Origin of the sequence: Methylobacterium sp. 77, assembly GCF_000372825.1 — a bacterium.
GTDB lineage: Bacteria > Pseudomonadota > Alphaproteobacteria > Rhizobiales > Beijerinckiaceae > Methylobacterium.
In genome coordinates this window covers 20,696-43,158 of the sequence record NZ_KB910516.1, presented here as the reverse complement: position 1 = coordinate 43,158, position 22,463 = coordinate 20,696, and the positions used below count along the sequence as shown (strand labels likewise).

Annotated in this window: 20 protein-coding genes and 1 other RNA gene; 6 read left to right on the top strand and 15 right to left on the bottom strand. The window is 67.0% G+C overall.

Going from position 1 to position 22,463, the window contains the following annotated elements; genetic code table 11:
• Positions 1 to 2: 2 nt before the first annotated feature.
• The 3 genes from A3OK_RS0100205 to ssrA all read right to left on the bottom strand — a co-directional run bounded on the left by A3OK_RS0100205 (position 3) and on the right by ssrA (position 2,268).
• The gene (locus A3OK_RS0100205; RefSeq protein ID WP_019902922.1) at positions 3 to 953 is read right to left on the bottom strand and encodes a xanthine dehydrogenase family protein subunit M; all 951 of its coding nucleotides are present in this window, start codon (positions 951 to 953) and stop codon (positions 3 to 5) included.
• On the bottom strand, positions 950 to 1,585 hold the full coding sequence (gene paoA / locus A3OK_RS0100200; RefSeq protein ID WP_019902921.1) for an aldehyde dehydrogenase iron-sulfur subunit PaoA: 636 nt from the start codon (positions 1,583 to 1,585) through the stop codon (positions 950 to 952). Before paoA ends, A3OK_RS0100205 begins: the two co-directional genes overlap by 4 nt.
• Positions 1,586 to 1,940: 355 nt before the next feature.
• Positions 1,941 to 2,268: a transfer-messenger RNA gene (gene ssrA, locus A3OK_RS23415) on the bottom strand.
• A gap of 148 nt (positions 2,269 to 2,416) precedes the next feature.
• On the opposite strand from ssrA, the gene A3OK_RS0100190 reads away from it, so the two are divergent.
• Positions 2,417 to 2,986, top strand: coding sequence for a peptidase S14 (locus tag A3OK_RS0100190; RefSeq protein WP_026596780.1), 570 nt, complete (start codon positions 2,417 to 2,419; stop codon positions 2,984 to 2,986).
• A 102-nt stretch (positions 2,987 to 3,088) separates the two neighbouring features.
• Here the strand turns inward: A3OK_RS0100190 and A3OK_RS0100185 are convergent, their stop codons facing one another.
• The gene (locus A3OK_RS0100185) at positions 3,089 to 5,854 is read right to left on the bottom strand and encodes a molybdopterin cofactor-binding domain-containing protein (RefSeq protein WP_019902918.1); all 2,766 of its coding nucleotides are present in this window, start codon (positions 5,852 to 5,854) and stop codon (positions 3,089 to 3,091) included.
• Positions 5,851 to 6,678: an FAD binding domain-containing protein gene (locus A3OK_RS0100180; RefSeq protein WP_019902917.1), complete on the bottom strand. Its 828-nt coding sequence runs from the start codon at positions 6,676 to 6,678 to the stop codon at positions 5,851 to 5,853. The genes A3OK_RS0100185 and A3OK_RS0100180 overlap by 4 nt, the downstream gene beginning before the upstream one ends.
• A gap of 259 nt (positions 6,679 to 6,937) precedes the next feature.
• Here A3OK_RS0100180 and A3OK_RS0100175 point away from each other — a divergent pair, with 259 nt between their 5' ends.
• On the top strand, positions 6,938 to 7,885 hold the full coding sequence (locus A3OK_RS0100175) for a hypothetical protein (RefSeq protein ID WP_019902916.1): 948 nt from the start codon (positions 6,938 to 6,940) through the stop codon (positions 7,883 to 7,885).
• A gap of 108 nt (positions 7,886 to 7,993) precedes the next feature.
• On the opposite strand, the gene A3OK_RS0100170 is transcribed toward A3OK_RS0100175, so the two are convergent.
• From A3OK_RS0100170 to A3OK_RS0100155, 4 genes are read right to left on the bottom strand one after another with little or no spacing between them, the layout of a single operon-like run.
• A complete protein-coding gene (locus A3OK_RS0100170) occupies positions 7,994 to 8,851 on the bottom strand; it encodes an alpha/beta hydrolase (protein ID WP_019902915.1) in 858 nt (285 codons plus the stop codon).
• Positions 8,851 to 9,630 (bottom strand): ABC transporter ATP-binding protein, encoded by a 780-nt coding sequence (locus A3OK_RS0100165; protein WP_019902914.1) that lies wholly within the window; start codon positions 9,628 to 9,630, stop codon positions 8,851 to 8,853. The genes A3OK_RS0100170 and A3OK_RS0100165 overlap by 1 nt, the downstream gene beginning before the upstream one ends.
• Positions 9,623 to 10,468: an ABC transporter permease gene (locus A3OK_RS0100160; RefSeq protein WP_019902913.1), complete on the bottom strand. Its 846-nt coding sequence runs from the start codon at positions 10,466 to 10,468 to the stop codon at positions 9,623 to 9,625. Before A3OK_RS0100160 ends, A3OK_RS0100165 begins: the two co-directional genes overlap by 8 nt.
• A complete protein-coding gene (locus tag A3OK_RS0100155; RefSeq protein WP_019902912.1) occupies positions 10,465 to 11,412 on the bottom strand; it encodes an NrtA/SsuA/CpmA family ABC transporter substrate-binding protein in 948 nt (315 codons plus the stop codon). Before A3OK_RS0100155 ends, A3OK_RS0100160 begins: the two co-directional genes overlap by 4 nt.
• 127 nt (positions 11,413 to 11,539) lie before the next feature.
• Here A3OK_RS0100155 and A3OK_RS0100150 point away from each other — a divergent pair, with 127 nt between their 5' ends.
• From A3OK_RS0100150 to A3OK_RS0100140, 3 genes are all read left to right on the top strand, one after another.
• Positions 11,540 to 12,442 (top strand): LysR family transcriptional regulator, encoded by a 903-nt coding sequence (locus A3OK_RS0100150; RefSeq protein ID WP_026596778.1) that lies wholly within the window; start codon positions 11,540 to 11,542, stop codon positions 12,440 to 12,442.
• A gap of 243 nt (positions 12,443 to 12,685) precedes the next feature.
• Entirely contained in the window at positions 12,686 to 13,432 is a 747-nt protein-coding gene (locus A3OK_RS0100145; RefSeq protein ID WP_019902910.1) for a PIG-L deacetylase family protein, read from the top strand.
• Positions 13,429 to 14,277 (top strand): glycosyltransferase, encoded by an 849-nt coding sequence (locus A3OK_RS0100140; RefSeq protein WP_019902909.1) that lies wholly within the window; start codon positions 13,429 to 13,431, stop codon positions 14,275 to 14,277. The genes A3OK_RS0100145 and A3OK_RS0100140 overlap by 4 nt, the downstream gene beginning before the upstream one ends.
• A gap of 382 nt (positions 14,278 to 14,659) precedes the next feature.
• Here A3OK_RS0100140 and A3OK_RS23405 read toward each other — a convergent pair.
• The 3 genes from A3OK_RS23405 to A3OK_RS0100125 form a co-directional block, all read right to left on the bottom strand.
• Positions 14,660 to 15,615, bottom strand: a protein-coding gene (locus A3OK_RS23405; RefSeq protein ID WP_155911912.1) for an IS630 family transposase whose coding sequence is annotated in 2 segments (ribosomal slippage) — positions 14,660 to 15,264 and positions 15,264 to 15,615 — 957 coding nt in all. Because the reading frame shifts where the segments join, the coding sequence is not laid out codon by codon here.
• Between the two features lie 147 nt (positions 15,616 to 15,762).
• A complete protein-coding gene (locus A3OK_RS23825) occupies positions 15,763 to 16,020 on the bottom strand; it encodes a hypothetical protein (RefSeq protein WP_155911911.1) in 258 nt (85 codons plus the stop codon).
• A gap of 217 nt (positions 16,021 to 16,237) precedes the next feature.
• Positions 16,238 to 16,669: a MarR family transcriptional regulator gene (locus A3OK_RS0100125; RefSeq protein WP_019902906.1), complete on the bottom strand. Its 432-nt coding sequence runs from the start codon at positions 16,667 to 16,669 to the stop codon at positions 16,238 to 16,240.
• An 82-nt stretch (positions 16,670 to 16,751) separates the two neighbouring features.
• On the opposite strand from A3OK_RS0100125, the gene A3OK_RS0100120 reads away from it, so the two are divergent.
• Complete coding sequence (locus tag A3OK_RS0100120; protein ID WP_019902905.1) at positions 16,752 to 18,572, top strand: chloride channel protein; 1,821 nt, start codon at positions 16,752 to 16,754, stop codon at positions 18,570 to 18,572.
• Between the two features lie 467 nt (positions 18,573 to 19,039).
• On the opposite strand, the gene A3OK_RS0100115 is transcribed toward A3OK_RS0100120, so the two are convergent.
• From A3OK_RS0100115 to A3OK_RS0100105, 3 genes are read right to left on the bottom strand one after another with little or no spacing between them, the layout of a single operon-like run.
• Entirely contained in the window at positions 19,040 to 20,116 is a 1,077-nt protein-coding gene (locus A3OK_RS0100115; RefSeq protein WP_019902904.1) for a hypothetical protein, read from the bottom strand.
• Complete coding sequence (locus A3OK_RS0100110; protein ID WP_019902903.1) at positions 20,113 to 21,228, bottom strand: glycosyltransferase family 2 protein; 1,116 nt, start codon at positions 21,226 to 21,228, stop codon at positions 20,113 to 20,115. Before A3OK_RS0100110 ends, A3OK_RS0100115 begins: the two co-directional genes overlap by 4 nt.
• Positions 21,221 to 22,330: a glycosyltransferase family 4 protein gene (locus A3OK_RS0100105; protein ID WP_019902902.1), complete on the bottom strand. Its 1,110-nt coding sequence runs from the start codon at positions 22,328 to 22,330 to the stop codon at positions 21,221 to 21,223. The genes A3OK_RS0100110 and A3OK_RS0100105 overlap by 8 nt, the downstream gene beginning before the upstream one ends.
• Positions 22,331 to 22,463 lie beyond the last annotated feature (133 nt).

Here is a 22,463-nt window from a genome sequence, read left to right as displayed (position 1 = left end):
GTTCAGGCCCTCGCTTCGGACAGGATCGCGCCGAGTGCACGCTCGGTGAGCTTTAGCTTGTACGCGTTGTCGTGGGTCGGCTTGGCCCCGGAGAAGAGACGCTCCGTCGCCGCCTTGGCACCCTTCGGCAGCTCCGCTTCGGCGGCCTCATCGCGCCACGGCTTCGGCGCGACGCCGCCCACGGCGATGCGCCCGGTTCCGTCACGCTGGACGATGCCCGCGATGGAGACGAGCGCGAAGGCGTAGGAGGCCCGGTCGCGAACCTTGCGATAGACATGCGTTCCCGCGACCGGCTTCGGGAGCGTGACGGCGGTGATGAGTTCGCCGGGCTGCAGGCTCGTCTCGATCTGCGGCGTATCTCCGGGCAGGCGATGGAAATCGGCGATGGGGATCGTCCGCGTGACGCCCTGGTCGTTCACCGTCTCCACATTGGCGTCGAGAACCCGCATGGCCACGGCCATGTCGCCGGGATGCGTGGCGATACACGCCTCGCTGCCACCGACCACCGCGAGCTGACGGCTGATACCGCCGATGGCCGAACAGCCGCTTCCGGGCTCGCGCTTGTTGCAGGGCTGCGCCGTGTCATAGAAGTACGGGCAGCGGGTGCGCTGGAGCAGGTTTCCGGCCGTCGTCGCCTTGTTGCGAAGTTGTCCCGAGGCACCGGCGAGCAGCGCCCGGCTCAACACGGCGTATCCACGCCGCACCCGCAGATCGGCGGCAAGATCGGTGTTGCGCACCAGGGCACCGATGCGAAGGCCCCCCTCCTCCGTCGGCTCGATCTTGTCGAGATCCAGGCCGTTGACGTCGACGAGATGGGTCGGCGTTTCAACCTGAAGCTTCATCAGGTCGAGAAGGTTTGTGCCGCCGGCGATGAACTTCGCCCCCGGCACACGTGTGACCGCTGCGGCGGCCGCGGCTGGCGAGGTCGCGCGCTCGTAGGTGAAAGACTTCATGCCTGCCTCCCCGCGACTTCCGTCATGGCGTCGACGATGTTGGAATAGGCGCCGCAGCGACAGATGTTGCCGCTCATGCGCTCGCGGATCTCGTCGCTCGTGATGGAGGCCGACGCGGTGAGATCGGCAGTGACGTGGCTCGGGATACCGGCCCTGATCTCGTCGAGGACGGCGATCCCGGAGCAGATCTGGCCCGGCGTGCAGAAGCCGCACTGATAGCCGTCATGCTTGACGAAGGCGGCCTGCATCGGGTGCAGGTCATCCGGCTTGCCGAACCCCTCGATGGTCGTGATGGCGTCGCCCTGATGCATGACCGCGAGGGTCAGGCAGGAATTGATGCGCCGTCCTTCGACGATCATCGTGCAGGCACCGCACTGCCCGTGGTCGCAGCCCTTCTTGGCACCGGTCAGGTGCAGATGTTCGCGTAACGCGTCGAGCAACGTCGTGCGCGTATCGATATCGATCTCGTGCGACGTCCCGTTCACCGTCAGCGATACTTTGGACATGACGGGATCGGACGAATCCGGGGTCGCGGCCCAGGCTGCCGACGGGCAGGCGGTCGCGACGGCACAGGCCGAAGCTCCGGCCATCAGATGACGCCGATTGAGTTCGAGGTCTTCAGGGCCATACATGGCATTCTCCGAACCTGTTCCAAAGACGTAGAAAATCCGTTGGGTCGAGTCGCGGAAGTTCTATGCGAGCCATCGGCAAACGCTCGATGGCGAAGAACTTTCCCTCGCGCTGCGATGTAGCGCAGGGCAATCCGGCAACAACTGGCTGGAAGGGTTCTAGATACTGCGTGTGCGGGCGCACACCCTTCGGTGCGACCAAGATCACACGGAAGGGACGTCTTCAGGATGTCGGCGCATCCAACGATCGCGCCCGTCGTCGATGGACTTGCGAACGCAAACACAGCCCTCTGCGGCATGGCCGGGGCTGTCGACGATACGTTCAAGAAATAATGGGAAAGGTGGGTCCCGGAGCCGAAGCCCCGGGTTCTGTTTCGACGGTTACCCTACCGCAAGATGCTTACGCCGCGAGGCGGGCATCCATGACAACGTTATCGTTGGCATTTAGAGTTTTGGCCAAATACTTGGAACAGGGGTTACCTGCGCCAAACCGGTCGAGTCCTTACCGACGCTCTCGCGATCCCTTTACCGCCCAGTCGATCCTATTTCGCCCCCATCAGAAGCGCATCACGATGCGCTTTTGGTGGAGGCGCCGGAGTACTGCCCTCCGGGTCCTGAAACGTTATTACGAACCGGTCATCAAACGCGGCTTTGATATAGGCGCGGTGGGGCGAAAAGTCCAGATCGGCCACCGGGGGACCGATCCGTTCGCGGACGATCCGGGGAGCGATTTTTTCTCAATCCGCGCAACCTCATGCGGCCCAGACGCTTCTTGATCCGGCACGAGCCATGCGGGGCCGTTTCCCGATATTCACCCATGGCCGAGGATCGATGATGGACACCACACTGCTTTCCGCCGCTGCCTTCAAGGGGCCTGCGATCCTGCTGTCGGGTCCGGTCGATTACGACATGTACCGGGATTTCCGGCGCCAGTTCGACGCCGCCTCGGACCTCGACCTCGTGGTAGTCGAACTCACCACCCTCGGCGGCGACCCGGAGGTCGCCCGGATGATGGGCGAGGATATCCGCTTTGCCAGCGAGATCACCCCGAACCGTCGCTTCGTCTTCCTCGGCAAGGCAGCGATCTATTCGGCCGGCACGACCCTCATGAGCTTCTTCGCCCGTCCCAACCGCTATCTCACGCGCGGCACGCGGCTGATGATCCACGAGCGCAAGATGGCAAAGAAGCTCGAGATCCACGGCCCCCTCACCACCTGCATCGCCACGCTCAAGGCGACCCTGCACGAGATCGAGACCTCCATCGCGATTCAGAACGAAGGCTTCGCCCACCTCGTCATCGGTTCGCAGGTCACCCTCGATGAAGTCATCGAGAAGGCGCCATACAATTGGTACATCGAGGCCGAGGAGGCCAAGAGCCTCGGGCTGATCGAGGCGGTACTCTGAAGGTTACTCGCCGGCAGGCGACGGCGCTTCGAAACCGGGCGGCGATCCTACCCGCCGCCTCGCCCCGATGTGACGGGTCGGAATTTCGAGGTCGGTCGGGATTCAAGCGGCGGGTTTCTCGCGATGCTGCGCAGCCTCCATCACCGCGAGATAGATGCGATCCGGCGCGAACGGCGTCGCGGTGAGCCGCGCTCCGGTCGCGTCGCGGATCGCGTTGGCGAGTGCCGGTGCGACGGGGTTGAATGGGCTCTCGCTCATCGACTTCGCGCCCAGCGGTCCGATGCTGTCATACGTATCGGCGAACATCACACGGGTGCGCGGCACGTCGGCGAAGGCCGGGATATGGTAGTTGCGAAAGGTCTGCGTGACGACGCGGCCCTCGTCGTCGATCCGCATCGCCTCATACAGCGCCGCGCCGATCGCCTGCGCGACGCCACCCTCGACCTGGCCACGGCACTGCATCGGGTTGATGACCCGGCCGGCATCCGCAGCGTGAACGCTGTCGAGGATGCGCACCTCGCCGCTGAGCCGATGCACCGCGACGCGGAACCCCTGGACGTTGAAGGCGACCGAACGCGGCGAGCCATCGGCCTTCGCCGAACACGCGATGATCCCGCCCGAGCAGATTTCGGCAAACCCGATCTCGCCGGCCGGGGTCGCGATGCCGTCGCGGTGTAACCGGCATTCGGACAGCGCCCCCCCTCCCCTCTCGGCGGCGGCCTCGCGAACGGCCTGCGCCAGAGCGAGGGACGCTTTCAGCGTGGCCTGCCCGGCCACCACGATGCCGGTCGAGCCATAGGCTCCGGTATCGTGGCCGACGCCGTCGGTATCGCCGTGGCGAAGGGCGATGCGGTCGGGCGTGGTATCGAGCGCCGAGGCCGCGATCTGCGCGTGGACGGTGGTGGTCCCGTTGCCGAATTCGGCGGTGCCGACATGGAGTTCGTAGATCCCATCCGCTCTCAACGCGATTCGCGCCTCGGCGAAATGTCCGCGCGGCGGGATCGTATCGATCATCGCGAGCGCCATACCCTTGCCGACGAGCCAGTCGGCGGAGGGCAACTCGGCCGGAGCCAGATCGTCCAGGGCTACTGCCGCGAGGTCGAGGCATTGGTCGAGCCCGTAGCTCCCATATTCCACGTCATGAGGCTCAAGGCTGTTCGACACCATCGGGTCGCCCGGCCGAACCACGTTCCTGCGGCGCATCTCAAACGGGTCCAGCCCGAGATCGCGCGCGAGCTCATCCATGGCCGATTCCACTGCGAAGATGGTCTGGCTGAGGCCGTAGCCGCGGAAGGCGCCGCTCGGCAGGGTGTGGGTGTAGACCGCGTAACCGTCGACGCGCTTGTTGGGGCAGCGATAAACGCCGATGACCTCGTTGCAGCCGTGATGGATGACGCCGCCGGCATGATTGCCGTAAGCGCCGGTATTCGACACCACATGCAGCGCAATCGCAGTCAGCGTGCCATCCCGGCGGGCGCCGATCTTCACGCCCACCCGCATCGGGTGACGGGTGGTGGTGGCGGTGAACTGCTCCTGGCGGGTCATCTCCCATTTCACCGGACGCCCGGTGGCGAGCACCGCGAGCGCCACAAGATCCTCGGTCAACATCTCCTGCTTGCCGCCGAAGCCTCCGCCGACCCGGCCGCAGACCACGCGCACCGCATCGCGCTCCAGGTCGAACAGGCTCGCCAGCGCATCGCGGGTGAGAAACGGCGTCTGCGTGCTGGAACGGATCACCAAGCGTCCCGCCTCGTCGCGCCAGCCGACGGCGCCATGGGTCTCGAGATGAGCATGCTGCACGCGCTGGGAGTGATAGGCCCCCTCGTGGATGACGTCCGCCTCGGAAAAGCCCGCCTCCACGCTGCCGACCTCGCCATGCACCTCACCGGCGAGGTTGGGATGCGAGCTGCGCGCAGGAGCATCCTCGCCTGGTCGGTCCGCGCCGTCATGGACGAGGGGGGCCTCCGGCTGCAGGGCGTCGTCCGGATCGAACACCGCCGCGCGAATCTCGTAATCCACGATCAGCGCGGCGCAGCCGGCCTCGGCCGCGGCCTCGCTCATCGCCACGATCGCCGCCACGCGCTGGCCGACGAAACGAACGACGGAATCGAGGATCCGCGTATCCGGGGCGTCGTCGAGCGGATTCTCGTGGCGCCCGGTGGAGAAGCTTTTGGCCGGCACGTCCTCATGCGTGAAGACGGCAACGACGCCCGGAACGGCGAGAGCGTCCGCGCGGTCGATCCGAAGAATGCGGGCATGGGCATGGGGCGAGCGCAGCACCTTCAGGTGCAGCAGGTCCGGCACAGCGAGATCGAAGGTGAAGGCGGCATTGCCCGAAACAATGCCCCGCCCGGCCGGGGCCGGGATGCTGCGCCCGCACAGGTCGCCACGTCCGGCCGATGCATCGCGCTCGACGCGGACCACATCCGCGATGGCATCTCCGATGGCGCCATAGCCGGTGCAGCGGCAGAGGTTGCCCTTCATCGCGGTAGCGAGGTCGCGCTTCTGGCCCTGGTCCAGCGCTGCGGCGGTCATGATCATGCCGGGAGTGCAGAATCCGCACTGGTAGCCTTGAGCGTCGAGGAAGGCCTCCTGCATCGGGTGGAGATGCGACGGCATCCCCTCCCCCGGCATGCAGGGGCCTGCGAGGCCTTCGATGGTGGTGACGCGTCTCCCTTCGGCGCGGAAGGCAGGCAGCAGGCAGCTATGCACCGGCTCCCCGTCGAGATGCACCGTGCAGGCCCCGCAATCCCCGGCATCGCACCCCTTCTTGACGCCGAACCAGCCGAGTTCGCGCAGCAATGTGCAAAGGCACTGGCCCGGTTTCGGTGCCGCATCCCACGCCTGTCCGTTGACGTGGAGGATCATGCGCCGGTCTCGCCATCGAACGCGCGCCGGATCTCCTCGGCGAGGGTGAAGGTCATGTGGCGGCGCCAATCCGGAGTGCCGTGGACGTCGTCGTGATAGAGCGCGGCCGGGACCGCCTCGGCGATCGCCGCCGCGAGGGTCGCGGCACCGGGACAGGCCAGGAATGTCAGGCGCAGTGGGCGCCGCGTGGAGGCCGTGATCGTCAGCGCGAAAGCGCCGCTGGCGTCGAGGGTGCCGATCACCAATGCGCCCGAGCGTCCGTTGGGGCTTAGGGAGACCTGGCGGAACGCGGTCCGGCGCTTCAGGGCGGCGAGTGGCAGGTCGATGCGCCTCAGGATTTCGCCGGGCGCCAGGGAGGCGCATTGCGAACCGAGGATGAGTTCGACGATGGGAACTTGGCGTTCGGTCCCCTCCGGCGTCCAGACGAGGCACGTCCCGTCCAGGGCGGTGGCGAGCGCGATCATCGGCGCGGCCGGCAAGGCGAGGCAGATGTTCCCGCCGACGGTGGCCATGTTCCAGATCTTGAACGACCCGAGCAGGGCCCTGCAGCATTGGGCGAAGAGCGGCGCCGCGCTCCACGACGCCGGGAGATCGAGCCGGAACAGTTCGGCGATGGTGCAGGTCGCGGCAATCGAGAGGCCCTGCTCGCTCACCTCATGAGGCTGCCAGCCCAGGCGCGAGAGATCGACGAGGCGGCGCACGCGCGGCTGCGGCTCCGAGAACAGCCACGTCCCGCCGGCCAGCCACGCATCGCCGTCCTGCCAATCGGACAGATCGGAGCGGTTTCGCGGCACGGCGACGGCGCCGATCGAATTCAGATCCATCGTCGAAATCCATGAGCCGTCGGAGAAGCCGGATGGGCCCGGTCGAGAATGCGAATTTATGGCTTTGAAACAGGCTAGCGCGTCCGTGCTCGGAGCAAAATCAGTGCCGTCCGGAGCCCGGCGTCGCACGCTTCGCCGCGCCCCGTAGGCGCATCATCCCCGAAAAGGGGGTACCGATTTTCGAAACAGACGACGCACCATGACAGCCTGCAGCTTCGTCCCCGATACCGTATCCAGGGCGATGCTATAGGCTGCCACCATGGAGCATGAGACAGACGCGCGTCCTCCGACGTGCCCATCGGCGAGTGCGCCGGAGACCTCCGCCGTCATAGATCTTCTGGCGAAGGCGCTCGGCGATCCGCTGACGACCTGGAGTCTCGGCAGTTTCGGTGCCGTCGCGGCCTTCCTGCGCGACCCCGACGAGCCGAAGACTGCCCTGCCCGATGCCCGCATCGGCCTTGCCACCGCACGGGGGGCCATCGCCCTCGACCCGGCCGCCGCACTTCGCCCGGTGGCCTACGAGACCGGCTTCGCCTCCGGCTGGAGCCACGCTGTGGCCCTGTGCCTCCCTCGGGACGCCTGCGCCATGAACGCTCGGTCCGCTATCACCGAACTCGGCCCGGATCGCGAGGCCGCCCGGATCGAGGATCGCGAGGGCATCGTGTTCGACCTCGGCCTGGGCCTTCTCGCGGTCGATGCCTGCATCAGAACGCGGGATGCCGGGTTGATCGCTCGCCTTCGAGATGTGGCAGGGCGGGGCTTGTTCGACCCCACCCATCCGATGGCTGCGGATCTCGTCGCCGCCGGCCCTCATCGCGTCTTCGTCACCCGGATCGGCCGGATCGAGGTGTTCGCGCCGATCCCTCCCGCCGCGGGAGCAGCCATAGTAGGCCCCCATACCCACATCCTGCCGCAGATCCTGCGGCTCGGCCGGACCCATGCCGCCACGGCTCCGATCCCGACCGGCTGGGTGCCCTGCGGCGCCTTCCATCCGCCTCATCCGTGCAAGGACGTGGCCGGCCGCTGCATCCCGTTCCGACGCGACCGCCACGATGCGTTCCAGGCTCTGCTCGCCGGATGGGGCGATCCGGACCTCCTTGCAGCGAAAACTGCGCCCGGAGGACAGACCGCCGGGCGCCACGCCAGAAGCGCGCGGCGGGCGGCGGACGCGCAGCAACCGTATCTGCGCGGCGAGACCGTTGGCTGATCCGAGATCGCGATCACCGTGGCCTGCGAACCCTGTCGCTCGTCAGGCGGAACGCGATCGAACCGCCGCGCAGCGAAACCCTGCAAGGCAGAGCGAGGAGGGATGACGTCAGCCCCTCCCCGTCGCCGCTCCATGCGCCAGATCCACGGCAAGTGCAGTCAGCGCGCCATCAGGGCGGATGAGTTCGTCGAGAATCGAGAAATGATCGTGGCCGGGAAGCTCCGCATAAGAGCCGGTATTGCCGCATGCCGCCCAGGCCCGGTCATACTCAGCCGATTGGCGTCGCAGTTCCGGCAGTTCACGCGCCCCGCAGACGATGGCGAGAGGCTTGTCGCCACGCGGCACGCACCGGATCGGCGAGAGGGCGGCGACTTCACCCTCGGTGAGATGCAGCCGATCGTCGAGATGGGTTTCGCGGATCGGCGCGAGGTCGAATACGCCGCTGATGGCGAGCCCGGCATCCACGTCCGGCCATGCCATGGCGAGGGCAGCGAGGTGACCGCCGGCCGACCAACCCGAGACGACGAGGCGTCGAGGCCCCCTCCCCTCGTCCCGCTCGCGCAAACAGCGCAGACCCGCTCGTATCTCGGCGGCGATCCCGGTGAGGCTAGCCTGTGGTGCCAGGGTATAGCCCACCAGCGCCACATCGATCCCGTGGGCGAGCGGCCCCTCCGCCATGCAGGCGAAGTCCTGGCGGGAATTGCGCATCCAGTAGCCGCCATGGATGAAGACGAAGAGCGGCGCATCAGCCGCGCCACACCGGAACAGGTCGAACCGGTTCCGCTCGCCTGGTCCATAGGCGAGGTCGAGTTCGCTCGGGTGCACAGCCCGCAGCCCGGCGCTTCTCTCGCGCCAGCCGGCCAGCCGTTCGGCACTGTCGGCGACGGCACCGGTATTGTCGTAGGCGCGGCTGAGCTGCTCGCGATCCATCCGCCGCCAGTCGTCGGAGAGCGACACCGCCTCCATCATGCCGCAACGGGGGCGTGATGGCTGTGGAGTTGGGCGGAGAGCATCCGCCGCACGTCGTTGAAGGCGGGGCTCGACACGTCGCGGCGCCGGCTCAGGTCGATGCCGTGGATCGCGTCGATCCGGCCGGGGCTCGGCGACATGACCACGACCCGGTCTGCGAGGAAGATCGCCTCCTCGATGGCATGGGTCACGAACAGCACCGTCAGCCCGGTACGGCTCCACAGGTCGAGCAACTCGTCCTGCAGACGCTCGCGGGTCATGGCGTCGAGGGCGCCGAACGGCTCGTCCATCAGGACGACTTCGGCATCGTTCGCCAAGACCCGCGCAATCGCGACCCGCTGCTTCATTCCGCCGGAGAGTTGGTGAGGAAAGGCATCGGCGAAACGCTGCAGGCCGACGAGGGCGATATAGCGCTCTACCGTGTCACGGATCTCCGCCGCCGGGCGGCCGCGGGATTTCGGGCCGAAGCCGATATTGTCGCGCACCGTCAGCCAGGGGAACAAGCCGTAATCCTGGAACACCATGCCACGGCTCGGGCCGGGGCCTTCGATGGGCTTGCCCCACATAAGCGCCTCGCCGCCCGTGGCGGATTCGAACCCGGCGACGATGCGCAGCAAGGTGGACTTGCCGCAGCCCGAGGCGCCGAGCAGGCAGATGAATTCGCCCTTGGCGACCGTGAGGTTGGCCCCGCTCAGCGCCTGGACGCTGCGGCCCTGGACGGCGAAGGATTTCGACACGCCGCGAATGTCGAGGATCGGCACGGTGGCATCAGCCATGGGACGGGCTCCAGGCGAGAAGGCGCTGGCCGATCAACATGACGGCACGGTCGCAGAGGAAGCCGGCAACGCCGATGACGATCATCCCGCAAATCACGATCTCGGTGCGCGAGAGTTGGCGCGCCTCCATGATGATCGCGCCGAGCCCGGTGGGGACGCCGGTCATCTCGCTGACGACGATCACGACCCAGGCAAAGCCGAGCCCGAGACGCAAGCCGGTGAAGATCGAGGGTAACGCCGCCGGCAGCACGACGCGGGCGAACTGAGCCGAACCGCGACAGCCGAGCATGGCGGCGGCCTCGAACAGGCGCGGCTCCACCGAGCGCACCCCGAAGATGGTGTTGACCAGGATCGGATAGAACGCGCCGAGGAAGACCAGAAAGTAGGCCGAGCGCGGTCCGAGGCCGAACAGGATCATCGCCAGGGGAAGCCAGGCGGTCACCGGCACCGGGCGGAGGATCTGCAGTGTCGGGTCGAGAACCTGACGCGCCAGCGGCACCCGGCCGATGAGCAGCCCGAGCGGTACCGCCGCCAGAGCCGCGAGACCGAACCCGCCGAAGACGCGGCTGAGCGAGGCGATGAGATGCGTCAGCAACGTCCCGCTGAAGGCGTCGCCGTCCGGCCCGCCGATGGCGAGGTCGACCATCGCCGCCCAGACCTCGGAGGGCGGCGGGATCAGGCTATAGGGCTTGCCCACCGTGAGGAGATGCCAGGCGAACCCCATGGCGACGGGCAGCGCGAGCGCGAGCAGGGGCTGGCGCAGGCGCGCGAGGCTCGGGAGCGCGCGGCGCGGAGAGGTCTCCACCACCGCCGGGGCAGACACGGCCGGGGCGCTCATGAATCCCTCATGGCGTCGACGAAGCGGGTATCGATGAAGGTGGAGAAATCGGGCAGGCGCTTGATCTGCTTGGCCGCCAGCATGTGCTCGGAATAGGCCTTGGCCTGTTTGACCTCGGTCTCCCCGAGCCGCCACTTGAACTCGACATTGGGCACGGACAGCTCGATCGCCTCGCGCTTCTGGCCGAGCTTCTGTACCGCCATCGCCACGGTGGCCTCGCGGTTGGCTTGCGCGAAATCCGACCCCTTGCGGTGGATGTCCAGCATGGTCTTCACCACCTCCGGCCGCTCGGCGAGGGTGTCGCGATGGGCGCCGAAAACCATGTTCAGCGCACCCATTTCGGTGCCGTAGGGATATTCCACCAGCGTGCCGATGCCGGTGGACAGGCTGACGCCGGGGGCGGGCTCGGCGCCGACATAGGCGTCGACATCGCCGCGCGCTAGGGCGATGTGCATCTCGCTGAAGGAGATGCGCACGGGCGTGATGTCCTTCACGCTCACCCCCTCCATGCGCATGCGCTCGAGAGCGAAGACTTCCTGCGTCGAGCCGGGCCAAATCGCCACGCGCTTGCCCTTGAGGTCGGCGACCTTCTCGATGCCGGAACCGGTCTTGGCGATGATCGCCATGCCGCGATTGCAGGTCGAAGCGATGACGACGATGGGCTCGCCGGCCGCCGCTCCGAGGGTGCCGGCGGCGATGCCGAATGTCCCGAAATCCACCGACTTCGTCACCACCGCATTCTTGCACTCGGTGGGGCTCTCGAACGGGATCACCTCCACGGTGACGCCGGGCGGCGCGAACTGCGCGTAGAAATACGGCGCGATCGAGTGGATCAGCTTCAGCGATCCCATCCGGATCACGGTGGGCGTCTCGGCCCGCACGGCGGAGGGCCCGACGAGGGCGCCGGCACCGAGGCCGGCGAGGAAGGTGCGACGACGAATCATCTGTGCCGGCTCCGTGATGCTGCGAACACCAGGAGGTTACGGCGCCAGGCCGTTGCAAACGAGTGCTGCTTATCGACTAATGCGTTGCGATTTTCGCAACAGCCGCCGCACCGTGGAGATCTCGCCGATGAAGCATCTGCGGACCCTCACCTACGTCTCCGAAGTGGCCCGGCGCGGCTCGATCCGTCGGGCGGCGGAGGGTCTCAACATCACACCCTCCGCCCTCACCCGTCAGATTCAGGATCTCGAATACGAGCTCGGCACGCCGATCTTCGAGCGTCTGGCGCAGGGCATGCGCCTCAACGCGGCCGGCGAGCTGCTGGTGCGCCATATCCGCGATCAGGTCTCGGACCTGGAGCGCGTGCGTTCGCAGATCGCCGACCTGTCCGGTGTGCGACGCGGACACGTGGCCCTCGCCTGCAGCCAGGCCTTCGTGAACCAGGTGGTGCCGGACGAGGTGAGGGCCTACCGCGCGCGTTTCCCCCTGGTCTCGTTCACGGTTCAGGTCCGCGACCATGCCCAGGCCGTGGCGGCCCTCGCCTCCTTCGAGGCCGACCTCGCCCTCGTCCTGCAGCCGCCGCCCTCCGCCGATCTCCATGCCCTGTTCACCTGCCGGCAGATTCTCTGCGTCGTGATGCGGGAATCGCATCCGCTGGCGCGCGAGGACGGGCCGGTCCGGTTGCGGGAATGCCTCACCCATCCCCTCGCCCTACCCGACCGGTCGCTCGCGATCCGCCACCATTTCGACGATGCGCTGGCGCGTCGGGGGACGCCCGTCCGCCCCGCCGTGGAGTCGAGCTCGCTCGAATTCCTGCGCAATCTCGCCCTGCGCGAGGACGTGGTGAGCCTGCAGGTGCCGAGCGGCATTCCCAATGACCCGCGCCTCGTCAACCGCCCCATCGACGAGCGCGACCTGTCCCCGATGACCCTGATCCTCGGCCAATTGCGTGGTCGGATGCTACCCGTCGCCGCCGCGAAATTCGCCGACGGCCTCGCCGTCAGCCTGAACGAGCGCTACGGCGCGGCGTGACTTGTTCAGGCGGCATTCCGGTTCGACGGGTTAGGAGATGCGCAGTCACCGGCGCGGGTTTGACCCAGCATGGTCCTCATCCTGAGGTGCCGCAGCGAAGCGGAGGCCTCGAAGGAGACGTCCAGGGATCGCCGCGCGAGCTGGAGGTCTCCTTCGAGGCCGCTTCGCGGCACCTCAGGATGAGGGTCGCGGATGGGGCGGCCGGGTCCAGTCGCGGGTTCTTCGAAAGGTTGATTCCCACTCATGCATGCCGATGCCTTTCTCGCCGCCGCAGAAACCCTGCCCGTCGCCGATCTCGATGCCCTGACAGGGGGACGAGGGCTCGTCGTCGTTGCTCCGCATCCGGACGACGAGAGCCTCGGATGCGGCGGGCTCATTGCCGAGGCCTGCGCGCGCGGCCGTGACGTGCGGCTCGTCATCGTCAGCGATGGTTGCGGTTCGCACACCCATTCCGCGCTCTATCCGCCGCTGAGATTGCGGGCCCTGCGCGAGGAGGAGACGTTGGAGGCGGTCGCGGCTCTCGGCCTCGCGGCCACCAACGTCACCTTCCTGCGCCTGCCCGATGCGGGCGTGCCGAGCTCCGGCCCGGTCGCGCAGGCGGCGGCGGATGCCGTGGCGGCGGCGGCCAGGGAGAGCGATGCCGGTGCGGTCTGCGTGACCTGGGCGCACGATCCCCATTGCGACCATCAGGCCGCAGCGGCCATCGTCCGGCTCGCCCAGCCGAAGCTCGGCACGACGAAGGCCTTTGCCTATCCGGTCTGGGGCTGGACCCTTCCCGAGGGCACGGAAGTCGGCGCCTCTCCCGTCGGTTACCGCGTCGATGTCAGCGCCCATGTGCCGGCGAAAGCCAGGGCGGTGGCGGCGCATCGCTCGCAGACCACCGACCTCATCTCCGACGATCCGACCGGCTTTCGTCTCGCCCCGGAGATGATCGCGCGCTTCCTCGGCCCCTACGAGATCTTCGTCTCGATGCCGGCGGACGCGACATGAGCCCGACCGTCATCACCCTGAACAAGGGCCGCGACGCGCATCTGGCGCGTCTCCTCGAAGGGCTCAGCCGGGGAACGCCGCCGGCCGAATGCATCGTGGTCGAGATGGGGACGGCACCGGCCCCTCTCTCCGATTACGGCTTCCCCATTCGCCGCATCGTCCTCGACAGCGAAGGTCTGCCCCTCGCCCGCGCCCGCAATGCCGGGCGCAAGGCGGCATCGGGCGATCACCTCGTCTTCCTCGACGTGGATTGCATCCCCTCCGCGGATCTCGTCGGCCGCCTCGACGCGGATCTCGGGCAGGCCGATGGCCTGATCTGCTGCGAGGTGAGCTACCTCCCGGCGAAAGCCGTCGCCGATGATTGGACCGAGGCGGGCCTGCGCTCCGTGGGGCACACCCATCCGGTTCGGAACTTCCCGAAGGTCGGTCTCGCCCGCACCGACAATCCCGGCCTGTTCTGGTCCCTCGCCTTCGGCGTTCGGGCAACGACCTTCGACCGGCTCGGTGGTTTCGACGAGGCGTTCGACGGCTACGGCGCCGAGGATACCGACCTCGCCTTCCGCGCCGATGCCGCCGGCATCCCGATCCTGTTCAGCGCCGGAGGCCACGCCTTCCATCAATATCACGGCGCCTTCGACCCGCCGCTCCAGCATTTCGCCGATATCATCCGCAACGCGGCGCGGTTCCGGGCTCGCCACGGTCTCTGGCCGATGGACGGCTGGCTCGACGCCTTCGCCCGCCTCGGATTGCTGCCGCCGCACTGGCGTGAAGCACCGACGATCCTGCGCATGCCCACGGCGGAAGAGATGGAGGCCGCGCGCGTGCCGATGGATCAACCGTTCTGACCGCAGCGTGTCGCGGTCGATGCCGAACAAACGCCGCGTCCCGCCCCTCGGCTCAAAATCTGCGCCCGACTCCGTTCGGGTCGGGACGGGTCTCAAACCCATCGTTCTGTAGCGCGCTTCTTCGCCGAATCCTGAGCCGCTTCGACGGAGAACGTTCAAGTGGTCAAAATTGGATAGGTGGCACCCCTACACTGGGGCCGCTACCGACCCTTCTCGGACCCTCGGAAGGTCCGCTTCCAGGCTGTTGAAACAGACGGCAACGTCCGGGTTGGGTGGATTCCTGCCTGTCCGCTTTCGGGCGATAACTGGGTAAAGCAGAGATCTCAGTCGCGCCGACGTCGCCAACATCACGACGCCCAGGTTCGGCTAGAGCCGTTCCCATTCATGTTGGGTCGAAGGCATCGTATCCGGCGGCAGCGACGTAGTTTCGGCATTCGCGAGGATGGAAGGCTTTGAAGGCGTTTCGGATCGCGCGCCGTAGGTCTGGGACTGTGCGCGCGGCGGCCGTTCGCAGGAGCGCTTTCAGCTTGGCAAAGGCTTGCTCAATCGGATTGAAGTCCGGGCTGTAGGCCGGGAGATAGAGGAGGCGGGCACCCGCCGCCTCGATGGTCTCCCTCACCCCAGCCACCTTGTGGACGCTCAGGTTGTCGAGGATGACCGTGTCGCCACGCTTCAGCACGGGGACCAGCGTGTCGGAGACGTAAGTCAGGAAGCGCTCGCCGCTCGTCGCTCCGTCGAACAAGGTGGTGGCGACGAGGCCGCTCGTGCGTAGGGCGGCGGTGACGGTGATGGTCTTGTAGTGCCCGTGCGGAGCGGAGATGCGGCAGCGCTCGCCCCGTAGGGATCGGCCATAGGGCCTCACCATGTTGGTGGCGGCTGCCGTCTCGTCGATGAAGACGAGGCTGTCCGGATCGAGATCGAGCTGGCCGTCGAGCCACGCGGTCCGGGCCGCCCTCACGTTCTCGCGCTGTTGCTCGTCTGCGTGAAGAGCCCCTTTTTACGGGTGATGCCGTGGCGACCGAAGAACCGCCACAACCCGCTCGTGCTGGTTCGGACACCCCGCTCGGCCAGCGTGTCGCGCAACTCCCGGAGGAAGATCTGCGGATGCGCGCGGCAGATCTCCAGGATCGTCTCGGCATGGGCTTCGATGGCAGGCGGGGACCCGTCGCCGCCCGCGGGCTTGGGCGCGATCTCGCCCTCGTCGCGGAAGCGCGCGTGCCAACGGATCGCGCTGGCCTTCCCGACACCGAAGCGCTCGGCCGCCTGCCGCCGCGACGATCCCGCTTCAACCGCTTCGATGACACGCTCGCGCAGATCCACTGACAGAGCTGACGGCATGGTGCTCTCCTTCGAAAGCAAACCATCGAATCAGAATGCGCCCGTCACCGCTACCCCCGACTCAATCCAGAAGGGAACGGCTCTAGCGTGAGATCGATCCTACCGCAGAGGTTCGGCCATGAGAGTGTGCAAGCATACCTCTCAAAACTAAGATTTTGGAATGCTTTCGTTGCCAGGATCTAGAAATTTTGCATTCCGTAACCAGAGTTTTAAGGCGTTGAGAGCCAGCAAAGCGGCGGTTCTGGCTTCAGTTTGGAAGAAGCCTGTCCGATCCAGATCTTGAGCTAGCGCGTCGGAAGCGTGTAACGCATTCCACACCGCGGTTTCGATGGGAGATGTAATTTGCAACAGACGCCAGAGGAATGCCGCGGTGTTCTCGGCCGTCAGGCGCAGCTGGCTACCCATCCCGGCCCCGCCCATCTCAACGACATCAATCCAAGGCCATAGGGCGGCTGCAGGGGGCCCGGGAAGGGAAGAAGTATCGAGAGCACTCGCCATACCCGCGCACCATTAACGCAACTGCGCAATAAATATGCATGATGACAAATTTCCAGCAGAGCCATTGCTGAAGTTATAGCCAAAATGCGAAAATCAAGGGTACTCAAGCTACCGGCTCAAGCACTCATGCGTCGGCGCCCTGGCGATGCAGGCGCGTCAGAGCCCTGGCGAGGGTAGGTTCCAGCGTCCGAAGCTCCTTAAGATGCACCGCCGTCAATTGCTGCAGGAGATCTGCAGCGCGAGGCGTCAGTGTGAGGGCTGAGCGGCGGCGGTCTTCCGGCGATGTGGTCTTCTCCAGCAGTCCCGCATCGATCATGCGCGAGACGAGTTCGGTCGCGGTGTGGGGCGCGATGAGCAGCTGCTCCGCGATAAATCCGATCGTCGGCGGTCCCTCACATCCGGCGATCGCTAGCAGGGCTTGATGCTGTTGGGCGCGAAGACCGACCTTGCCCGCTGCTGCCTCACTGAAGGCAAGGAAGCGGCGCAGCTCCAGTCGAAACGCTGCGATCGCCGCGTAGGCCTCCCTGCTCAAACCGGACGCCGTTTCCTCGCTCATCGCGCATTTTTCCTGACTGGCCTTGAAGTATCGTATCACGATATATATTCCGATTGCCGCTTCGGTTGAAGGAGGATCCCGCATGGCCATCGAGAAAGCGACCACGCCGGGAGAGCGCCGCGCCCTTGCGGACTTCCGCGCCGACCGGCGGCTGCTCATGTTGGTCGCCAAGGCCGTCGTGATCGCCGTCGCGGGCACGGTGGCGGCCTGGATGCTGCTGGCCCTCATCGCCCTTGTCACTAACCTCTTCTGGTTCGGAAAGCTCGATGCGGGGGCGGTCTCCCTGTCAAAGGCGACACCTTCCCTCTGGATGGTTTGCGTTCCGATACTCGGAGGGCTCGTGATCGGCTTGATGGCTCGCTTCGGCTCCGAGAAGATCCGGGGCCACGGCATTCCCGAAGCTATCGAAGCGATCTTGATCGGCGGAAGCCGCATGTCGCCGAAGGTCGCCGTTCTCAAGCCGATCTCCTCAGCGATCTCGATCGGCACCGGCGGCCCGTTCGGCGCCGAGGGTCCAATCATCATGACCGGCGGTGCGATCGGCTCACTCTTCGCGCAGTTCTTCCATCTGAGCGCGGCGGAACGGAAGACCCTTCTCGTGGCCGGTGCCGTCGCGGGCATGACTGCGATCTTCGGCACGCCCGTAGCCGCAGTGCTGCTCGCCGTCGAGCTGCTGCTGTTCGAATGGCGACCGCGGAGTTTCATCCCGGTCACCGCGGCGGCCGTCACAGCCACGATCCTCCGGCCGGCCCTGTTCGGTACTGGCCCGCTCTTTCCTTTCACGGCCGATCCGACGCTACCCTGGTGGGGTCTCCTAGTCTGCGTCGGCCTCGGCGCTCTGACGGGCCTCGTGTCCTGCGCGCTGACAACATTGCTCTATGCCTGCGAGGACCTGTTTGAGCGGCTACCGATCCACTGGATGTGGTGGCCGGCGCTCGGAGGGCTCATGGTTGGCCTTGGCGGGATGATCGAACCCCGGGCTCTCGGTGTCGGCTACGATGTCATAGCCGACCTGCTGGGCGGCCACATCGTGATGTCCGCCGTCCTGCTGATCCTTTGCGTGAAGACCGCAATCTGGCTCGTCGCCCTCTCCTCCGGAACCTCCGGCGGCGTGCTTGCGCCCCTTCTGATCCTCGGCGGAGCGATGGGTTGGCTGGTCGGATCGGCACTGCCGGGCGAGCCGGGTTACTGGGCGCTCCTCGGCATGGCGGCGATGCTCGGCGGCACCATGCGCGCACCGCTGACCGGCGCCCTCTTCGCGGTCGAGCTGACTGGCGACATGCATGCGCTGCCAGCCCTTCTGGCGGCATCGGCGGCGGCCTATGCCGTCACCGTTCTGCTCCTCAAGCGCTCGATCCTGACCGAAAAGATCGCCCGGCGCGGGCAGCACATCACCCGCGAATACGGCATCGATCCGCATCAGTTCACCCGCGTCTCCGACGTGATGACCTGGCACGTCGAGACCCTGCCGGGCCACATCCCGGTGCGGGAGGCCGTCGCCGTTCTGGAGACCGGTCGACACCAGGCCTATCCCGTCGTGGACGAAGAGGGCCGCCCCATCGGCTTCGTCACCCGCGCCGACGCCTTGCTCTGGGCGACGCAGATCGGCCATGCGGATGAGCGGGTAGATGAAAGGGTGTCGGACGCAGCGCTACCCTTCGTACATCCCAACGACGTGACCGCCCAAGCCATCGATTTTATGCTGTCCTCGGACTTGGGACGTCTGCCGGTCGTTGATCCACAGAGCAGCATTCTGGTCGGTCTCGTCACGCGCAAGGACTTGCTGAAGGCCCAGGCCGCCTTCAGCAGGTCTGAGACCGAGCGCCAGGCTTACTTCGGTGGCTGGAAGATGCGGCCCAGATCGCAAAAGGTGACGGACGCGAAAGCTGCCTCGAGCTCGTAACTTCGCAAACGTGGATCACCGCAGATCCTCATGGTCGGATCTTCTGTGAACGTCGCACCGGATTGGCTCCCCAGTTCAGGTGAGGACCATGCTCTGACGCGGGCCGATGTCTGCGCGGGGATGCTAACGAAGATCGACTAACGCTCAAAAGCATCACGCAATCGCCGAGGTTCCGGGCGCGGGCGCGGGCGCGTCCGCTTGCGGGCGCTATGCAATCGCCCGTGTGCGACTTGCTTTGGTCGAACACCGAACGTCCGCTTCCGGGCGGATGGCTAAAGCCTGCTTCCCACCCCGAGCGGAAGTTGGTGGACGACCGACGAATGGCCACTTTCGGGAAGCGCCGATGGCTGTCGGTACGGCTGGCATGGGTCGCATGCGGAACGTTAGCTTACGGACTCAAGGCCGGGGTCCGCTTACCACCCCTCTCGACCGTTTAGAGTTAGGGACCAAGCGCAGGATCTCAACCACTAGGGTCGCGGCGGGCAGCTTCGCTCGATACCCAGAATGACCTCTTCGATGATCGCAGCCGTGTGGCCGACGGCATCGTCCTCGACCAATCCTCCGATGATGGCCGGATTAAGGGCCAGCCCGGCTCGGACCAGGCCCGGCCATTCAGATGCGTCCGGCCATGCCGGGCGAACGACGGCCGCGCCGAGAGCACCGAGCGCATCGGCTTTCGCCGTCTGCTCATCGAAAGCGCGGGGTTCCGGCAGGCAGATGAAGCGCTTCGCGCGCGTCGCCACCGCCGCGACCACGCCGTCGCCGCCGCCGCCGACGACCAGCGCGGCGCGGTCGAGATAGGGTCCGGTGTCAGCGACCCAGCCATGGAGATGCAGGTTCGGCGGTGCCTCGACGGGACCCCCTTCCACCGGACCGAGCACGTGCCAGTGCCGGTCGGGCACGGCGCGGGCCGCGGCCACGAGGTCCGACGCCGAGCCGCCATCGCCGCCGCGACCGTAGATTACCACGATGGAGCCGTCATCGGGCACTCCGGCACCCGAGGCCTCCGCCAGGAATCCGGCATAGACGGTCTTCTCCCTCACCCAATCCGGTGTCCCGGCCGCTTCTAGCTGCGGCGGATAGAAGGAAAGAAGGCGCGCCGCCGAGCGGAAGGCTTCGAGATGGGGCGTATCGGTTCGATTGCCGGCCAGCCGCACCACGAGCGTCGGAACCGAGAGCAATCGGGCGAGGAGCGCCACTTCGACGGAGACATCGACGATCAGCAGGGCCGGATCGTTCTCGGCCATCCAGGCGGACAGTAGCCCCATCCGGGCGCGGATGCGGTCGATCCCGACGGGCACGTAGTGGAAGCAGTCGGGCCGTGCCGCCTCGCCGTCCTGCCCGTCGAACCCGGAGATGCGGTCGTCGGGCAGGTCGAGGACGGCGCCGTTTGCGGCCGAGGTATCGATTTCCGACAGTGTGCCGATCAGGGTCACTGGCCGCTGCAGGCGGTAAGCGATGAGGTTCGCGCGCTGCCAATGCCCTGCGCCCTGGTGGTGGACGTAGTAGCCGATCGGCCGTTGACTCGCCGCCGGAGAGCTCACGCCACCCGCGCGGTCGGGCGATCGATCATTTCGGCGAGCAGGGCATCGAGCCCAGCAATGGCCTCGTCGAGGGGGACATGCGCCGGCTCGGGGCCGATCTCACCGATCCGCTCGCCGACACGCTCGGCGAAGGCGATGGCGTTGACGCAGGTCGCCGGATCGACGGCGGCGATGTCCGCCGCCGTCACCCCGAGCGCGCGCAAACCGGCTTCCGGGCCGCCTTGAGCGGTCCAAGCGAGACGGAACGCACGCTGCCGCTCGATCACGGCGAGCCAATGGCGGGCCGGCGGCAGGCGATAATCCTCTTCTCCCGCGACGACCCGCGCGCGACGGGCCATCTCGGTGGCCATGCCCCCGGTGACCCGGCCGGTGCCCCGGTCGGAGACCGAAATCGACACGTTGGGGCAGTGGCGGACGCGGCCGCCGGCGAGGCGGACCTTGGCGACGAGGGCGTTGTCTTCCCCGCAAGGGATAGCAGGCAGACCGCCGACCTCGCGATAGAGAGCGGCGCGCAGCGCGATGCTCGCCGCCACATGGTCGCCATGGCGCGGCGCCGGATCGTGGGCCGGCGGATCGACGGCCTCCTCCAGGGCGCGGACGGCGACCCAGTAGCGTTCGATCATGCGATGAAGGGCGTGGATCTCGGGGTCGCGGTTCTCGCTCTCCTCCGTCTCGATGACGAGGCGGCCGCCCACGAGCTCGGCATTCTCCAGCGCCGCCAGGTTGGCGCGCGCCCAGCCGGGTGCGGCGACGGCGTCGGCATCGGTGCTTAGCAGCACCCCGTCGCGGATTCCGTCGGCTTCGAGCCAGTCGGCCCCGGCATCGAGGGCGATGCGGCGCGCGGTGCCCACATGGGCCACCTCGCGCGGAACCACCGCCTCGATCACGCGAAGATCGAGATGCCGGGTCTCGCCGTTCCGCTCCATCTCGCGGATCAACGACACCGTCTCGTCGGTGCAGTTATTGGCCAGGATGACGAGGCGCAGCAGCGCGCCGTCGCCGGAACCGATCTGGCGGTTGAGCGAGCGGACGAGGCGCGGCAGCACCTCCGCTTCGTTGCGGGCGGGGACGCAGACGACGGCCCGGCCGAGGGAGAGCGGGTTGTTACGCATTGTCAAGCAGGGGTGCGCGAGCGCCGGCCGGGACCGGACGCACGGTGACGGGGGTGGACCAACGACGGATTTCGGCATGGTACATCGCCTCGTAGCGGTCGGTCATGGTGTCGGCATCGAACAGGTGCTCGGCGCGACGACGGCAATCGTGGCGGTCGAGACGAATCGCGCGGGTCAATGCCCGTCCGAGATCGACCGGATCGTCGGCCTGGGCGAGGACGCCCGAGGTCTCGTCGAGGATGTCGGGAATGGCGCCGCGGGCGAAGGCCGCGACCGGCGTGCCGCAGGCCAGGAACTCGGCGAGGACGAGGCCGAACGGCTCCTCCCAACGCGGCGTGCACAGGGCCACATGCGCCTCGCCGACGCGGCGGGCGAGATCCGCATGGCCGAGATGGCCGAGATAGGTGATGTCGGGGCCGAGACGCGGCGCGATCTCCGCATCCCAATAGGCGCGGTTGCTCTGCGGGCCGGCGAATTTCAGGGGAATGCCTGCGACGCGGGCCGCATCGATGGCGAGATGCGGGCCCTTCTCGGGAACGAGGCGCCCCATCCAGATCGCATGGGGCTCACCCTTGGGCACGGGCGAATAGGCGAAGGCATCGAGGTCGATGCCGTTGCCGATCACCAGCGGCTCGTCGATGAGCGGCAGCCATTCCCGCGCCAGGGATTCCGACACGGCGGCGAAGGTCATGTCGTTGGCCCGCGCCTTGACGCCGCGCACGAACGGCTCGAACGGCGGGGTGTGCAGTGCCGTCACCATCGGCGCACCGAGGTCTCTCGCACGCAGCAGCGGAAGGAAATGCAGGCTGTTATTGTGGATGATGTCGAAATCACCGCGCGCCACATCCGCCACCATCGCCTCGTAGGCGGCGAGTTCGGCGCGGTCGATGCGCAGGCCGGACTCGTCGTCGAAGGCGCTGCCGGTGGGCGGGCACATCGCCTTCAGGCATCCGCGCGCATCGGACCCTTCCGAGGCGTAGAGCGTCACTTTGTGCCCGCGGGCACGCAAGGTGCTCGCAAGCAGATGAGTATGCATCTCGAGCCCCCCGGAGAAGGGCTGTGCGATGGGGTATTTCAGGTGTGCGAGGAGGGCGATCTTCACGGGGCTGCAGACATCACTTCTCGAGTGTCCCACGCCGCGAGAGACGCGGCCGGAAGACACGTGAGTGCCCCTACGGTCTCGTTCGACGCGACAGTGAGGCCGGCTAGGGCCTCTCTCACCCTCATCTAGGGGA

What these genes read in the sequence shown, in the direction of transcription:
- A3OK_RS0100205 (WP_019902922.1), bottom strand. Translation starts at nt 953, where the DNA reads ATGAAGTCTTTCACCTACGAGCGCGCGACCTCGCCAGCCGCGGCCGCC.
- paoA (WP_019902921.1), bottom strand. Translation starts at nt 1,585, where the DNA reads ATGTATGGCCCTGAAGACCTCGAACTCAATCGGCGTCATCTGATGGCC.
- A3OK_RS0100190 (WP_026596780.1), top strand. Translation starts at nt 2,417, where the DNA reads ATGGACACCACACTGCTTTCCGCCGCTGCCTTCAAGGGGCCTGCGATC.
- A3OK_RS0100185 (WP_019902918.1), bottom strand. Translation starts at nt 5,854, where the DNA reads ATGATCCTCCACGTCAACGGACAGGCGTGGGATGCGGCACCGAAACCG.
- A3OK_RS0100180 (WP_019902917.1), bottom strand. Translation starts at nt 6,678, where the DNA reads ATGGATCTGAATTCGATCGGCGCCGTCGCCGTGCCGCGAAACCGCTCC.
- A3OK_RS0100175 (WP_019902916.1), top strand. Translation starts at nt 6,938, where the DNA reads ATGGAGCATGAGACAGACGCGCGTCCTCCGACGTGCCCATCGGCGAGT.
- A3OK_RS0100170 (WP_019902915.1), bottom strand. Translation starts at nt 8,851, where the DNA reads ATGGAGGCGGTGTCGCTCTCCGACGACTGGCGGCGGATGGATCGCGAG.
- A3OK_RS0100165 (WP_019902914.1), bottom strand. Translation starts at nt 9,630, where the DNA reads ATGGCTGATGCCACCGTGCCGATCCTCGACATTCGCGGCGTGTCGAAA.
- A3OK_RS0100160 (WP_019902913.1), bottom strand. Translation starts at nt 10,468, where the DNA reads ATGAGCGCCCCGGCCGTGTCTGCCCCGGCGGTGGTGGAGACCTCTCCG.
- A3OK_RS0100155 (WP_019902912.1), bottom strand. Translation starts at nt 11,412, where the DNA reads ATGATTCGTCGTCGCACCTTCCTCGCCGGCCTCGGTGCCGGCGCCCTC.
- A3OK_RS0100150 (WP_026596778.1), top strand. Translation starts at nt 11,540, where the DNA reads ATGAAGCATCTGCGGACCCTCACCTACGTCTCCGAAGTGGCCCGGCGC.
- A3OK_RS0100145 (WP_019902910.1), top strand. Translation starts at nt 12,686, where the DNA reads ATGCATGCCGATGCCTTTCTCGCCGCCGCAGAAACCCTGCCCGTCGCC.
- A3OK_RS0100140 (WP_019902909.1), top strand. Translation starts at nt 13,429, where the DNA reads ATGAGCCCGACCGTCATCACCCTGAACAAGGGCCGCGACGCGCATCTG.
- A3OK_RS23825 (WP_155911911.1), bottom strand. Translation starts at nt 16,020, where the DNA reads ATGGGTAGCCAGCTGCGCCTGACGGCCGAGAACACCGCGGCATTCCTC.
- A3OK_RS0100125 (WP_019902906.1), bottom strand. Translation starts at nt 16,669, where the DNA reads ATGAGCGAGGAAACGGCGTCCGGTTTGAGCAGGGAGGCCTACGCGGCG.
- A3OK_RS0100120 (WP_019902905.1), top strand. Translation starts at nt 16,752, where the DNA reads ATGGCCATCGAGAAAGCGACCACGCCGGGAGAGCGCCGCGCCCTTGCG.
- A3OK_RS0100110 (WP_019902903.1), bottom strand. Translation starts at nt 21,228, where the DNA reads ATGCGTAACAACCCGCTCTCCCTCGGCCGGGCCGTCGTCTGCGTCCCC.